This window comes from Gordonia rubripertincta (genome assembly GCF_038024875.1).
Taxonomy (GTDB): Bacteria; Actinomycetota; Actinomycetes; order Mycobacteriales; family Mycobacteriaceae; genus Gordonia; species Gordonia rubripertincta.
Window position 1 is genome coordinate 1,962,209 of the sequence record NZ_CP136136.1, and the last position, 13,403, is coordinate 1,975,611.

Below are 13,403 nucleotides of genomic sequence, written 5' to 3' on the forward strand. Positions count from 1 at the left end.
GCAGCGTGTGAGTGCCTCGTCGCCTCACTGCGGTCGACACTAAGACAAGCGACCAGGTGTCGATGTCCGGCGCCCCGATGGTCGTTTCTTCGAGATCGAACCGTGATCCGAATTGGGCCGGACGATGGATTCTCCGGCGATGATCGGGGTGTGTCCTGCCGATGCCCGTGAGGCCGTTTAGCATGACGGAATCCGGACCGGAGGAGCGAGTCGGGCTGACCACTGGGGTGAGCTGACCCGGAATCGCCCGCATGACAGGAGTGTTGGCGATGGGCAGGTGGCGACCACTGACGCTGCGGGCGATGGTGACCGTCGGCGTCGCCGCGGCCACACTGGTCACCGGTGTCGGGGGAGTCGGCACAAACTCCGTGGCGAGTGCCGAACCCCCGAACCTGACCGCCATCCCGCCGAACATCCCGGGTGAGATCGACGCGGTTGTGCCGCCGCCCCCGATCAAGAAACTCCAGCGCATCCCGCAGCGGTCGAAGATCGAGGGCGGTTCCCGTGAGCTGCAGGAACTGCGTGAGGCGGTCATGCCGTCGCCGGTGGGTGACCGGTTCTTCGATCACTGGCCCGCTGACCTCGCCGGACGCAAGCCCGGCGACCTCATCGCGACCCGGGACGTGACGCCGGTGGCCGGCTTCCTCGTCACGGTGCCCCTGCGTTCGGCTCGACAGGTCAAGTTCCGCACCACCGATGCCACCGGCGGACCGCTGTTCGGCACGGCGACCCTGTTCGTCCCGCGCAAGCAGTGGAACGGTCCGGGACCGCGGCCGGTCGTCATCAACAACACGCCCATCGTCGCACTGGGAACCACCTGCACGCCGGGGTACACGTTCTCCCACGGTTACAACGACGACACCAACAGCACCGACCTGTTCCCGCCGTTGACGCAGCTGGCGCTCGACCGCGGATACGCGGTGATCGTGCCCGACCACACCGGCGCCCGAATGGCCTACGCCGAACCGTATGTGGGCGCCCACGTCGTCCTCGATTCCGTCCGTGCCGCCGCGAAACTGGACCCGCAGCAGTTCGGCCGGGGGCCGATCGTCATGAACGGATACTCCGGTGGCGCGATCGCGACCAACGCCGCGTCGAGACTCGCCTCGTCGTACGCACCCGATCAAGCCGGACGCTTCGCCGGCGCGGCGATCGGTGGCGTGCCGGCGGACTACCGGGCCCTGGCCGGCGCGATGAACGCCAACCTGGCCTCCGGGGTATATCACTCCGCGATGCTGGGCGTGGCCCGGGAGCGTCCCGAGATCCTGGCGATGTCCAACCACGCCGCCCGCTGGCTCGCGACGTCGCCACTGCGCGATCTGTGCACTGGCGACATGGGCAAACTGGGCGTCTCCCACGTGCCCACGCAATTGCTCTCGGTCGACCCGGACCCGTTCCATTCGCCGGTCGCCGAACACATCTTCGACGTCACCTCGATGTCGGGACTGAAGGCGACGATGCCGCTGTTCATCTATCACGGCACCTACGAATGGTGGATTCCCGCGAGTCAGGCGCGGGCGCTGTTCGAGGAACAGTGCGAGCTCGGAGCGACCGCGATCTACCGCGAGTACCCGATCGAGCACATCACCGCGGCGTTCACCTCGTTCGGTGACGTGGCCACTTGGCTCGACCGCCGACTCCAGGGGATCCCGGCCCCGAATGAGTGTCGCTGAGCATCAACGGTTCTCGGTGATCGCCATGTACGGCGACACCGTCGAGGAATGCTCGTTCACGCGCAGCGTCGCACCCAGCGCCGGAAACGCCCGCTGCGCACAGTTGGTGCGCTCGCAGACCCGGCAACCCGCACCGATCGGGGTCACGTGCGCCTGCGGGCCGATCTCGAGGCCGTCGGAGTAGATCACCCGCCCGGCATGGCGGAGTTCGCAGCCCATGCCGATGGCGAAGGTCTTGCCGGGCTGCCCGTAGCGCGCCGCACGTCGTTCGACGGTCCGCGCGACCCAGAAGTAGTTGCGGCCGTCGGGCATCTCGGCGATCTGGGTGAGGATCTTTCCTGGCGAGGCGAACGTCTCGTAGACGTTCCACAGCGGGCAGGTGCCGCCGCTGGAGGAGAAGTGGAAACCGGTGGCGGACTGGCGTTTCGACATATTTCCGGCGCGGTCGACGCGAACGAACGACCAGGGGATGCCCCGCAGGTTGGGGCGCTGCAGTGTCGAGAGCCGATGGCAGATCGTCTCGTAGGACACCGCATAGAACGCGGACAGTCGCTCGATGTCGTAGCGGAAATCCTCAGCGGCGCCGTGGAACTGGCTGTAAGGGAGGACGACCGCCGCCGCGAAGTAGTTCGCCAGTCCGAGCAACGCCAGCGACCGGGCGTCCTCGCTGGTGAAGTTGCCCTGGTCGACGAGTTCGTCGAGCAGGTCGTGGTACTCGAGGTAGCAGAGCTCGCTGGCGAGCTTGAAGGTCCGCTGTCCGGCGGAGAGCGCGGCGGAGAACTCGAGCCTGCGCTCCTCGGCGTTCAGGCGGTGGAGGGTGTAGTCGCCGAGGTCGACGCGACGCACGATGCTGATGCCGTGCACGTTCTCGATGCGGTTCATGATCTCGCGGCGGATGTCCGCCGAGTGCATACGCATCCGGTTCGTCATCTCCTCGGCGGCGATGTCGAGCTCATGGATGTAGTTGCGGCGCTGGTAGAAGTAGTCGCGCACTTCTTCGTGCGGCGCGCTGATCGTGCCGCGCATGCTGCGGTCGCCGCGTTCGTCGGTGGCCGCGGCGAGCTGATCGGTCGCGATCCGGTAGCGCCGGTGCAGGTTGACCATCGCCTGCGCGATCTCCGGATGTGCTGCGACCATCGTGCTGATCTGCGAGGCGTCGTGCGCGCCCGGCGCGGCCTCGATGTCATCGTCGAGCAGTACCTCACGCAGTTCGGCGACGAGTCGGAGATCGTCCTGGGAGTCGAAGAACCCGGCGTCGACGCCGAACGCCTCGGTGATCTTGCGCAACACCGAGGGTGTCAGCGGTCGGGCGTCGTGCTCGATCTGGTTGAGGTACGACGCGGAGATCGACAGCGTCTGTGCAAGGGCCACCTGCGACAGTCCGCGTTCGGAGCGCAACTGGCGCAGCCGGGATCCGACGTAGGTCCTGCTCACTTGCCACCTCCAGAACAGGTGATTCCAGATCGAAGATCCTCTACAGGGTACGGTGACCGCGTGCGCTCACCCGACGGCCGACTCCGCACCCCGATGCGGGTGACGGTCGGGGCGTTCGCGCTGGTGACCGGGATGATCGCGGTCGCCGGGTGCTCGACCGGGTCCGCCGAGGCGCCTGCCCCGCGCACCCCGGCCGACCTGTTGCTCCCGGCATCCGACCTGCCTCCGGGATTCACCGCCGAGACGCTCTCCATCGACGACCTGGTCGCGGGGAACCGCGCCGGCATCGACGCCGCGCGCACCACCCGCGTCGCCCCCGAGTACTGCGCCCCCACGGCCGACGCGGACCTCAACGGGGAGCTGACCGCGGACAACTCAGCGGTGCTCGCCGCTCGAGGTGGCAGCGGGGTGCTCGTCGAACTGGTCACCAAGGCGCGACGCGACATCGACGCCGACCGACTCGCCACCACTGGGCGCTGTGCGCGCACCACCACCGAGATCACCACCGGCAACCTCGCCGGCAGTCGTGTGGTCACCGAGTACTCCGAGATCCCGCCACCGGAGGTCGACGGCGGCCCCGGGGCCGGCGAGCAGATGCTGCTGACGCGTTCCGAGGTCACCACGACGCTGCCCGACGGTGGTGTCCGACGCCAGATCGGCTTCGCCGGATACGCCGCCCTGGACCGTCCGTCGTCCGGTCCGGTCACCGTCCAGTTGACGGTGTCGGGAGCTGCGACCCCGGCCGCTGATCCACCTCCCGAACCGACCGAACCGGTCGACTCCGCGGCCTTCGCGGAACTCTTCGACGCGGCCGTCGGTCGGGTCACCGCTCCCTGATCCGGTACTCGAGCGGACCCGACCGACCGCCTAATCGGTGTGAGTGTCGTCACTATGTGCTCCGTCTCCGCCAGGCGAGGTACCCGGAAATTCGCGCGCCGCTGCGCAGAAGTGTGCTGTACTCGGCAGTAGGAAATCCCAGTACGCGCGTACTTTTTACGATGAACGACCCCAGTCTTCACACGTGCAGATTTGCAAACTTTGCAAACCGCCGTCAAAAAATAACCCGGATTTACAGTCGTCGAGGGTTGGACCTGCAGGTTTGTCCTATGGCAGTCTTGCTTCAGGCACCACAGACGAAAGCCCAAGAGTTCGCAAAGTCCGGCCGACACCGATGCCGGACACGCGAGTACGACGCTCTCGGGAACGAAGTCGGATGTCTGTCAGCACTCCAGGCCTCGGCGGCGCGCCGGGCCGGTCGTCCCGATCCGACCCGGTCGAGACGAGCAGGACAACGAAAGCGAAGCAGCCAATGAGCAACGTCGGAAAGCCCCGCACCGCCGCGGAGATCCAGCAGGACTGGGACACCAACCCCCGCTGGAAGGGCATCAAGCGCGACTACACCGCCGAGCAGGTCGCTCAGCTCCAGGGTTCGGTCGTCGAGGAGCACACCCTCGCCCGCCGTGGCGCCGAGATCCTGTGGGACGGCGTGACCAAGGGTGACGGTTCCTACATCAACGCTCTGGGCGCCCTCACCGGCAACCAGGCCGTGCAGCAGGTCCGCGCCGGCCTGAAGGCCGTGTACCTGTCGGGCTGGCAGGTCGCCGGTGACGCCAACCTGTCCGGCCACACCTACCCCGACCAGTCGCTGTACCCGGCGAACTCGGTTCCGAACGTCGTCCGTCGCATCAACAACGCGCTGCTCCGCGCCGACGAGATCGCCCGCGTCGAGGGTGACGACTCGGTCGACAACTGGGTCGTCCCGATCGTCGCCGACGGTGAGGCCGGCTTCGGTGGCGCACTCAACGTCTACGAGCTCCAGAAGGCCATGATCGCCGCGGGTGCCGCCGGTACCCACTGGGAGGATCAGCTCGCCTCGGAGAAGAAGTGTGGCCACCTCGGTGGCAAGGTGCTCATCCCGACCCAGCAGCACATCCGCACCCTGAACTCGGCTCGCCTGGCCGCCGACGTCGCCGGTGTCCCCACCGTCGTGATCGCCCGTACCGACGCCGAGGCCGCGACCCTCATCACCTCGGATGTGGACGACCGCGACAAGCAGTTCGTCACCGGTGAGCGCACCGCCGAGGGCTACTACCACGTGAAGAACGGCATCGAGCCGTGCATCGAGCGTGCGAAGTCCTACGCTCCCTACGCCGACATGATCTGGATGGAGACCGGTACCCCCGATCTCGAACTGGCTCGCAAGTTCGCCGAGGCCGTCAAGGCCGAGTACCCCGACCAGCTGCTGTCCTACAACTGCAGCCCGTCGTTCAACTGGAGCAAGCACCTCGACGACAGCACCATCGCCAAGTTCCAGAACGAGCTGGGCGCCATGGGCTTCACCTTCCAGTTCATCACCCTGGCCGGCTTCCACTCGCTCAACTACGGCATGTTCGACCTTGCCTACGGTTACGCCCGCGAGCAGATGACCGCCTTCGTCGACCTGCAGAACCGCGAGTTCAAGGCAGCCGACGAGCGTGGCTTCACCGCCGTCAAGCACCAGCGTGAGGTCGGCGCCGGCTACTTCGACAGCATCGCCACCACCGTCGACCCGAACACCTCGACCGCAGCTCTCAAGGGCTCGACCGAAGAGGGCCAGTTCCACTAGGAATGAACATCGGTCGCACCACGGTGTGACTTCGATCAGTGGCTGACAGATGACCCGGGGTGAGCAGGTCTCCCGACCCGCTCACCCCGGGCTCGTCATACCCACACCCTTTTCCGGTGCCGCGCGTTTTCAGGAGCCGACCATGCCAACGAGCCGAACCCCGGAGGTCCTTCGGACCGCCGAGAAGACCTGCCGAGTCGGCGTCGTCGGAGCCGGACAGATGGGTGCCGGGATCGCCGAGGTCTGTGCCCGGGCCCAGGCTGACGTACTGGTCTACGAAACCACCCGGGATCTCCTCTCGGCGGGGCGCGCCCGCATACTCAGCTCACTCGACCGCGGGGTGTCGAGCGGCAAACTCACCGAGCGCGAACGTGACCAGGCGGCCGACCGCCTCTCGTTCACCTCGGACCTGAACGACTTCGCCGACCGGCAGCTGGTCTGCGAGGCCGTCGTCGAGGACGAGGTCGTCAAGACCGCGATCTTCGCCGACCTCGACAAGATCGTCGACGATCCGCACGCGGTCCTCGCGTCGAACACCTCCTCCATCGCGATCATGAAGCTGGCCGTGGCGACGCAGAACGCCGGCCGCGTGATCGGTCTGCACTTCTTCAATCCCGTACCCGTGCTCCCTCTGGTCGAGCTGGTCACCACACCGGTGACCGCTCCCGAGGTGACCGCGCGGGCGGAAACCTTTGCGCACGACGTGCTCGGCAAGCAGGTGATCCGTTCGGCCGACCGCTCGGGTTTCGTGGTCAACGCGCTGCTCGTTCCCTACCTGCTCTCCGCGATCCGCATGGTGGAGAGCGGCTTCTCGACGGTCGAGGACATCGACAAGGCCATGATGCTCGGTTGCGCCCACCCGATGGGGCCGCTGAAGCTCGCCGATCTGGTGGGCCTGGACACCGTCAAGGCGATCGCCGACAAGATGTGCGAAGAGTTCGGCGAGCCCCTCTACGCGCCGCCCACGCTGCTGGTGCAGATGGTCACCTCGGGCCGCCTCGGCAAGAAGGCGGGTCACGGCTTCTATGAATACGAGCGGGTTCTCGCCGGGAAAAGGTGAGCTGAGCCACAGGTGTTAGCAGAATGCTTGCATTTGCTAGCACAGCGTGGATACTGGGATCCGGAAACACCAATACCGATGGCGCCGCGGTTCCCTAATCTCGCGCGGTGACGAGCCGGAAGATCATGGCGGCTTGCGACATCGCGTCGAACCGACGACAAACCGACATGCGCCCGGCAATGATGCCGAGATCAGCGAGACCGCATGTGCTGCAGCGCGATTGGTGCCAACAGAAGGAGTCACCAGTGACCACCACCCGTAATTACGCCCCGCTCTACGCCGCCGTCGGCGCCGGGGACTACGCCTTCACGCAGGTCACCGAGAAGCTCACCGAGCTCCGTGAGCGCACCGAGGCCGCCGCCGAGACCGCCCAGACGCGTCTCGAGGCTCGCTACACCGAGACCAAGGCCCTCATCACCGAGCTGCCCGAGACGGCGAAGACCCGCATCGAGTCGCTCTCCGAGGAAGTTCCGTCCGAGATCGACGAACTCCGCGGCAAACTGACCGCCGACGAGTTCAAGAAGCTCGCCGACCCGTACGTCGAGAAGGCCACCGACTTCTACAACACGCTCGCCGAGCGTGGCGAGGCCACCCTCGAGCGCCTGCGCAAGAAGCCGGTCGTCCAGGAGAACCTGACCCGCGTGGAGAAGGTCTACAACGACGCTGTCGACCTGACCGAGGACGCCCTCGGCGTCGTGTCCTCGCAGACTCGCCTCGTCGGTGAGCGCGCCGCCAAGCTGGCCGGTCGCGTGAGCGAAGAGGTCGAGGACGTCGCGGTGGCCATCGAGGAGATCGGTGGTGACATCAAGGAGCAGGCCGACGACGCCGCCAAGGAGATCGACGGCGCAGCAGGCACTGTCGAGGCCAAGACCCGCACCGCCCAGGCATCGCCGGCCAAGAAGGTCGCCGAGGCCAAGGACGAGCCGGTTCCCGCCGTGAAGAAGGCTCCGGCCAAGAAGTCGCCCGCCAAGAAGGCTCCGGCCAAGAAGGCGACCACCGCTAAGTAAGCACTCGCGCAAGCGAACACAGCGCCTCCGTCGAATGGACGGGGGCGCTGTCGTGTTCGCGCGGGGGTGTTTCCTTCACGCTTATCCGATTCCCTCCCGCGGGTGCCAGCCCATAAGCGCGAGGGAATCGGTCCCGCCGCAGGGAAACAGTCACGCGGGAATGGGCCTCGACGGCACCAGATTCAACTTCTCGAGCCAAGGCCGCAACAGTCCCACGACGGCGCCCTTCTCGAGATCCGTCCACGTCCATCTGACGACGATGGCGCCGAGAGCGCGCAGGTCATCCTCACGACGCTTCTCCTGCATCACTCTGTCTACGATGGTGGTCCCCGGTTTGCGCAGACGCCCGTACTTGACCATTCCGTCGAACTCGCCGATGAGCCGCTCGTCCCAGTCGAAGTCGGAATAGTAGGTGCCGCGGCGTCCGCGGAACTCGTGCTGGAGTCGCGGTATCGGTAGACCCGCTTCGATCATCTGAGCGCGACTCCAGGATTCGGCCACGGTCTCGGACAGGGGATCGGCGAGTTTCAATGCCCGTCGCGCAACGCGCACACCGCGGCGTCGACGATCCGCCAGGATCTGTGCGATCTTCTCGGGGCTCGCATCGGATCGTAGTGCCTGATCGAACGCAGCCAGCGCCTGTGCGAAGGTACCGCTCGTCGCGACGTCGACCGCAGTGCGTTCGAGGGTCGTCACCAGAATGCCGTTCACCTCGACTATTTCGTCGTCACCGAACGGAGCCGCGTGGACGTGGCGATGCCCTTGTATCGAGCCACCCGACTTCTTTCCGCTCACCACATGTACGTACTCGATGTCCGGTTTGAGGAGCGGCAGACCGTGGACGGCGGCAGCCGACGCATGACTCAGCGGCATCGTCTGCGTATCGGCATCGCCGACGGTCGCGACCGCGATCGCTTTGAACCGGTGCAGCCGTTGGGCACCCTCATGCCCGTCGAACTGCGCCGACGCCGGTACGAACACGCCCGGGACAAGACGTATGAGATCGCGGCGGCGGACGGCGGCCGCGAGCTCGTTGTCGGAGATAGCGGCGTCGAGCGCGGCGGCCCTCCTGAGGAGACCGTACTGATCGAGTGGATAGACCATCACCCTTCTTTGACGCACGGGAGCGCCTCTAGGCTCCCGTCGATTTCATCGCCTTCCCGCGTGAGCCTTTCCGTCCCGCGGGACGCCTTCCCTCCCGCTTATCGGCTAGCGCCCGCGGGAGCGAATTCATCAGGCGGGAGGGAAAGCGCTCAGCGGGAGGGGGAGCGGATCGTCAGGACCGCGAGGGCGCCGTCGTCGGAGCGGTAGGTGTGGGAGACGTCGGAGATCCACTCGATGGACTCGCCGGGGCCGGCGGATCGCTCCTCGCCGACGCGTCCGGCGACGAGATGTCCACTGGCGACGAGGATGTGCTCGACCACGCCGGGACCGTGGGCGGGGGATTCGCGGACGCCGCCGGGCGTGACGTGCAGCCAGAACACCTCGGTGGTGGTGTCGTCGCCGTGATGCTCGACGTGGAGGAGTCGGGCGGCGAGGTGTGGGCTCGTACCCTCGACTCCGGTCTCCTCACCGAGCAGGGCAGTGAGTGGTACGCCGAGGGGCCCGGCCACTGCGTAGAGGGTGTCGAGTGTCGGATTGCGCTGTCCGGCTTCGAGTTCGGACAGCGATCCCTTGCCGATGCCGGCCTCGCGGGCCAGTGCGGACAGGCTCAGGCCGCGCTGCTCGCGCAACGCGGAGATCCGGGCGCCGACCGTGCGTCGACGCTCGTCGCCTGCCGTCATCTGGTCACCCCTCCATCCTCGCGGGTGTTCTGTTTACGGAACGATACCGTTATGCTCGCCCCATGACCAGTACCGCGCCGTCGACTCGCACCGAGCCGATCATCGCCGGTGTCGTGACCTCGCTGGTCGGGTTCACCTCGTCGTTCGTCGTGGTGGTCACCGGCCTGCGGGCTGTCGGCGCGACGCCGGTGCAGGCGGCCTCTGGTCTGCTGGTGCTCACCGTGATGTTCGCGGCCGGGACGATCCTGCTGTGCTGGCGGACCCGGCGGCCGGTCACCCTCGCGTGGTCGACGCCGGGTGCGGCACTTCTCGCGTCGATGGCCGACTCGTACGAGGGCAGCTGGTCGTCGGCGGTGGGTGCGTTCCTGATCGTCGGTTTGCTGGTTCTGGCAACGGCATTGGTGCCGGCGCTCGGCGAACTGATCGGGCGCATCCCGACGCCGATCGCTCAGGCGATGCTCGCCGGTGTGCTCCTCACGCTGTGTCTGGCGCCGATGCAGTCGCTGGGCGGCCAGCCCTGGTCGACGATCCCGATCCTCGTGGTGTGGTTGGTCGCCATGCGCTGGCTGGCGCGGTGGGCGCTCCCGCTGGCGCTGGTGACGGCTCTGGCCGTGATCGTGGTGAACCTCGTCGTCGACGGCTACGACGGTTGGGCGGGTGAGTCGTGGTGGCCGCGGTTGGCCTGGACCACTCCGACCTTCGACGTGGCCGCCGTCATCGGGATCGCGATCCCGCTCTACATCGTCACCATGGCCTCCCAGAACGTGCCCGGCGTCGCCGTGCTCAAGTCCTTCGGTTACGAAACGCCATGGCGTCCCGCGATGTTCGTGACCGGCGCCGGGACGGTGATCGGTGCACCGTTCGGCGGACACGCGATCAATCTGGCCGCGTTGTCGGCCGCGCTCGCCGCCGGACCCGAAGCGGGTGCCGATCGCTCACGACGCTGGATCGCGGGAGTCGCCACCGGGTCGACGAGCCTCGTCCTGGCGGCGCTCTCCGGCACGCTCGTGGTCATCACCTCGATCTCGCCCGCGGGATTGCTGGAAGCCGTTGCCGGACTGGCACTTCTCGCGACCTTCGTGGCGTCGATCATGGGTGCGTTCGAGCCGGTCGAGTTCCGGATACCGGCTGCGCTCACGTTCGTCACGGCCGCATCGGGTGTGACCTTCGCCGGGATCGGCGGCGCATTCTGGGCGCTCGTCGTGGGCTTGGTGTCGTGGGCAGTGTTGCGGCGAGGTGGTTTCGATACGGCTCGTCGCCAGCGCTCCTCACCTACTCAACCACCAGTTCCGATGGCCGAGTAGCGCCGACCGAGCGTAGCGAGGGCGCCGCGTATCGAGGTCAGTCGCTCGCGGCGAGCCGCTTCTTCTCGGCCTCGACGTCGAAATCGGCCTTCGGCCAGTCGAGTTCGAGGCCGGCGAGGGTGGTGGTGAGCAATTCGCAGACGGCGAGCCGGGCAAACCATTTCCGGTTGGCGGGGATCACGAACCAGGGGGCCGAGTCCTTGTCGGTCAGCTCGAAGATGTCCTGGTACGCCTCGAGGTAAGCGTCCCAGTGGGCGCGCTCGTCGATGTCGCCCGGGTTGTACTTCCAGTACTTGTCCGGACGGTCGAGACGTTCGGCGAGACGCGCCTTCTGCTCGTCCTTCGACACCACCAGGCAGCATTTGATGATCGTGGTGCCACCGGCGACCAGTTCGGACTCGAACTGATTGATGAGGTCGTAGCGCTTCTCCCACTCCGCCTTCGGGACGAGGTTGTGCACCCGGACGGGCAGGACATCTTCGTAGTGCGACCGGTCGAAGATCCCGATCCGTCCCGCGGGTGGGAGGGCCTTGTGGATGCGCCACAGGAAGTCGTGCTGCAGTTCCTCAGGGGTCGGCTTGCCGAAGCCCTTGATGCTCAACCCCTGTGGGTCGACGAGACCACCCACGTGCCGGACGATGCCGCCCTTGCCGGCCGTGTCCATACCCTGCAGAACCAGCAGAACCGAGCGGTGGTCACCGGAGCGACCGTTGGCGTACAACAGCTCCTGGAGGTCGGCAAGATCCTGTCCGCGAGAGGCGAGGAGCTCGGAACCGGACTCCTTGTCGCCGTCGAATCCCGGCGTCGACTCAGGGTCGAAGGAGGCGATCGGTCCGACCGCGCACGCGCGCAGGGCCTCGGCGGCGGGAGTGAACCAGCCTTTGCTCATGACACGTCCTCTCGCGACTCTGCTCGATCGACGACATCCGCGTCGGTGTGCGGCGGGAACAGCGGCCCGCCGCCGAATGCGCTGCGATGCGAATCCGGTGGTGTGCCATCGTTGTTGACGATCCCGTAGCGGGCGCCCAGTTCGGCGGTGACGAGGGTATGGCCGTTGTGCGCGGCGAGGTCGGGGTCCTGCGCGAGGCGGGAGATCACGCGACCCACGAACTCCGGGTCCTCGGCTCGTTGCAGCGAGAAACCGGCGAACTCGTCGATTCCGAGCGACAGCAACAGCTCGGTGCGGATCAGGCCCAGCCACAGCGAGATCGCGCTGACCCCGGTGCCCTTCAACTCGACGGCCATGTCGGCGGCCATCTTGTCCAGCGCGGCCTTGCTCATGCCGTACAGCACCGAATGCAGATGGCCGCGAGAACCGAACGACGAGATGTTCGTGATCAGCCCCCGGCCGGCCTCGGTCATCATGCGTGCCGCATGTACAGACGCCACATAGTGCGCGCGCAGGCCGACGCCGATCAGGGTGTCCCAGTCGTCGACCGGGCGCTTCCAGAACGGGTCCGAGAACCCGCCGAACCCCTTGGGCGCCGCCCACGCGTTGTTGACGAGGAGGTCGAGCCGACCACTGGAGGAGGCGATCTCGTCGAACACCGCGGCCACCGCGGCGTCGTCGGTGTGGTCGCACGCGAGCGCGACGGCACCGTCGGGTCCGGTGCCGTGCCGTGAGGTGACGTAGGTGGTCCAGCCGTCCTCGACGAGCGCGCGGGCAACCCCGTGGCCGACGCCCCGGCTGCCCCCGGTCACGAGTGCGACCCGGTTCATGAGCCGCCTGCCGCGTCGGACGGTGCCTCGCGCGCGGGGTCGGTCAGCGGCGGGGGAGAGGCGAGGAAGGCCTCACGCGAGCCGTCGACGGCGGCGACGCCCACGACCGCGCTCCACACCATCATCGTCAGGTAGTCGACGACCTGGTCGGCGTCGAGCGTGCGGCTGGTCATCCACCAGTCGACGACGTGCTGGATTCCGCCGACGAGAGCGTGTGACCACAGTTCGGCACCGGTGGTGTCCGCGCCCCGCTCGGTCATGCGCATCACGATGCTGCTCATGACCAGTTGCGCGACCAGGCGGACCGAGTCGGCGGGGGCCGGCGACGACGTGGGCGAGCTGGCGAGTGCGAAGCGGTACAGGTTCGGTTCGTCGTCGACCGCGTGGACGTACACACCGATGATCGTGTGGGTCAGCGTGTACTCGTCGACGTCGTCGGAGATCGCCTCCGTCAGCCGCGGCCAGATCGTGTTCTCGAAGAAGCGCACCGTGGTCGCGACGCCGAGGTCGCTCTTGTCGGTGAAGTACCGGTAGAGAACGGTCTTGGACACCCCGATGTGGGCGGCGATCTCGTCCATGCCGACATCGGCGCCGAGCTCGCGGACCGCGGCGATGACACCGTCGGTCAGTTCGGTGCGGCGGGCGAGTTTGTGCTTCTCCCAGCGCTGCTTGCGACCGTCCGGTTTGGCGCCGGTCTCGGTGACGGTGGTCAGGACCTGTTCGAGTCCGCGCGTCACGTTGGCCGCAGCCGCCATCGCTGCACGCGCCGCAGCTGCGGGATTGGGGCGGTTGGCCATCACGACGCCAGCGTAGTCGG

12 protein-coding genes are annotated in these 13,403 nt (G+C 67.1%); 6 read left to right on the plus strand and 6 right to left on the minus strand.

The window, feature by feature from the left end:
- Positions 1-269 precede the first annotated feature (269 nt).
- Positions 270-1,673, plus strand: a complete 1,404-nt coding sequence (locus tag RVF83_RS08895; protein ID WP_005200304.1) for a lipase family protein — start codon at positions 270-272, stop codon at positions 1,671-1,673.
- Positions 1,674-1,676: 3 nt separating this feature from the next.
- Here the strand turns inward: RVF83_RS08895 and ramB are convergent, their stop codons facing one another.
- Positions 1,677-3,107, minus strand: a complete 1,431-nt coding sequence (gene ramB / locus RVF83_RS08900) for an acetate metabolism transcriptional regulator RamB (protein ID WP_005200303.1) — start codon at positions 3,105-3,107, stop codon at positions 1,677-1,679.
- 93 nt (positions 3,108-3,200) lie between these two features.
- Here ramB and RVF83_RS08905 point away from each other — a divergent pair, with 93 nt between their 5' ends.
- From RVF83_RS08905 to RVF83_RS08920, 4 genes are all read left to right on the plus strand, one after another.
- Positions 3,201-3,944 carry a hypothetical protein gene (locus RVF83_RS08905; RefSeq protein WP_005200302.1) on the plus strand — a complete coding sequence of 248 codons (744 nt, stop codon included), beginning with the start codon at positions 3,201-3,203 and terminating at the stop codon, positions 3,942-3,944.
- A gap of 472 nt (positions 3,945-4,416) precedes the next feature.
- Positions 4,417-5,712, plus strand: a complete 1,296-nt coding sequence (aceA, locus tag RVF83_RS08910) for an isocitrate lyase (RefSeq protein ID WP_005200301.1) — start codon at positions 4,417-4,419, stop codon at positions 5,710-5,712.
- Between the two features lie 142 nt (positions 5,713-5,854).
- Positions 5,855-6,772: a 3-hydroxybutyryl-CoA dehydrogenase gene (locus RVF83_RS08915; protein ID WP_005200299.1), complete on the plus strand. Its 918-nt coding sequence runs from the start codon at positions 5,855-5,857 to the stop codon at positions 6,770-6,772.
- A 245-nt stretch (positions 6,773-7,017) separates the two neighbouring features.
- Positions 7,018-7,779: a hypothetical protein gene (locus RVF83_RS08920; RefSeq protein WP_005200297.1), complete on the plus strand. Its 762-nt coding sequence runs from the start codon at positions 7,018-7,020 to the stop codon at positions 7,777-7,779.
- Positions 7,780-7,929: 150 nt separating this feature from the next.
- Here RVF83_RS08920 and RVF83_RS08925 read toward each other — a convergent pair whose 3' ends face one another.
- Together RVF83_RS08925 and RVF83_RS08930 are read right to left on the minus strand one after the other, a co-directional pair.
- Positions 7,930-8,883, minus strand: a complete 954-nt coding sequence (locus RVF83_RS08925) for a hypothetical protein (RefSeq protein WP_005200295.1) — start codon at positions 8,881-8,883, stop codon at positions 7,930-7,932.
- Between the two features lie 149 nt (positions 8,884-9,032).
- Positions 9,033-9,563, minus strand: a complete 531-nt coding sequence (locus tag RVF83_RS08930) for a helix-turn-helix domain-containing protein (protein WP_005200293.1) — start codon at positions 9,561-9,563, stop codon at positions 9,033-9,035.
- Between the two features lie 62 nt (positions 9,564-9,625).
- On the opposite strand from RVF83_RS08930, the gene RVF83_RS08935 reads away from it, so the two are divergent.
- Positions 9,626-10,867, plus strand: a complete 1,242-nt coding sequence (locus tag RVF83_RS08935; RefSeq protein WP_005200292.1) for a benzoate/H(+) symporter BenE family transporter — start codon at positions 9,626-9,628, stop codon at positions 10,865-10,867.
- A 37-nt stretch (positions 10,868-10,904) separates the two neighbouring features.
- On the opposite strand, the gene RVF83_RS08940 is transcribed toward RVF83_RS08935, so the two are convergent.
- From RVF83_RS08940 to RVF83_RS08950, 3 genes are read right to left on the minus strand one after another with little or no spacing between them, the layout of a single operon-like run.
- Complete coding sequence (locus RVF83_RS08940) at positions 10,905-11,756, minus strand: polyphosphate kinase 2 family protein (RefSeq protein WP_005200290.1); 852 nt, start codon at positions 11,754-11,756, stop codon at positions 10,905-10,907.
- On the minus strand, positions 11,753-12,586 hold the full coding sequence (locus RVF83_RS08945) for an SDR family NAD(P)-dependent oxidoreductase (protein ID WP_005200287.1): 834 nt from the start codon (positions 12,584-12,586) through the stop codon (positions 11,753-11,755). Before RVF83_RS08945 ends, RVF83_RS08940 begins: the two co-directional genes overlap by 4 nt.
- Positions 12,583-13,383, minus strand: a complete 801-nt coding sequence (locus RVF83_RS08950; protein ID WP_174351911.1) for a TetR/AcrR family transcriptional regulator — start codon at positions 13,381-13,383, stop codon at positions 12,583-12,585. The genes RVF83_RS08945 and RVF83_RS08950 overlap by 4 nt, the downstream gene beginning before the upstream one ends.
- Positions 13,384-13,403 lie beyond the last annotated feature (20 nt).

What these genes read in the sequence shown, in the direction of transcription:
- RVF83_RS08895 (WP_005200304.1), top strand. Translation starts at nt 270, where the DNA reads ATGGGCAGGTGGCGACCACTGACGCTGCGGGCGATGGTGACCGTCGGC.
- aceA (WP_005200301.1), top strand. Translation starts at nt 4,417, where the DNA reads ATGAGCAACGTCGGAAAGCCCCGCACCGCCGCGGAGATCCAGCAGGAC.
- RVF83_RS08905 (WP_005200302.1), top strand. Translation starts at nt 3,201, where the DNA reads ATGCGGGTGACGGTCGGGGCGTTCGCGCTGGTGACCGGGATGATCGCG.
- RVF83_RS08950 (WP_174351911.1), bottom strand. Translation starts at nt 13,383, where the DNA reads ATGGCCAACCGCCCCAATCCCGCAGCTGCGGCGCGTGCAGCGATGGCG.
- RVF83_RS08915 (WP_005200299.1), top strand. Translation starts at nt 5,855, where the DNA reads ATGCCAACGAGCCGAACCCCGGAGGTCCTTCGGACCGCCGAGAAGACC.
- RVF83_RS08940 (WP_005200290.1), bottom strand. Translation starts at nt 11,756, where the DNA reads ATGAGCAAAGGCTGGTTCACTCCCGCCGCCGAGGCCCTGCGCGCGTGC.
- RVF83_RS08930 (WP_005200293.1), bottom strand. Translation starts at nt 9,563, where the DNA reads ATGACGGCAGGCGACGAGCGTCGACGCACGGTCGGCGCCCGGATCTCC.
- RVF83_RS08945 (WP_005200287.1), bottom strand. Translation starts at nt 12,586, where the DNA reads ATGAACCGGGTCGCACTCGTGACCGGGGGCAGCCGGGGCGTCGGCCAC.
- RVF83_RS08935 (WP_005200292.1), top strand. Translation starts at nt 9,626, where the DNA reads ATGACCAGTACCGCGCCGTCGACTCGCACCGAGCCGATCATCGCCGGT.
- RVF83_RS08925 (WP_005200295.1), bottom strand. Translation starts at nt 8,883, where the DNA reads ATGGTCTATCCACTCGATCAGTACGGTCTCCTCAGGAGGGCCGCCGCG.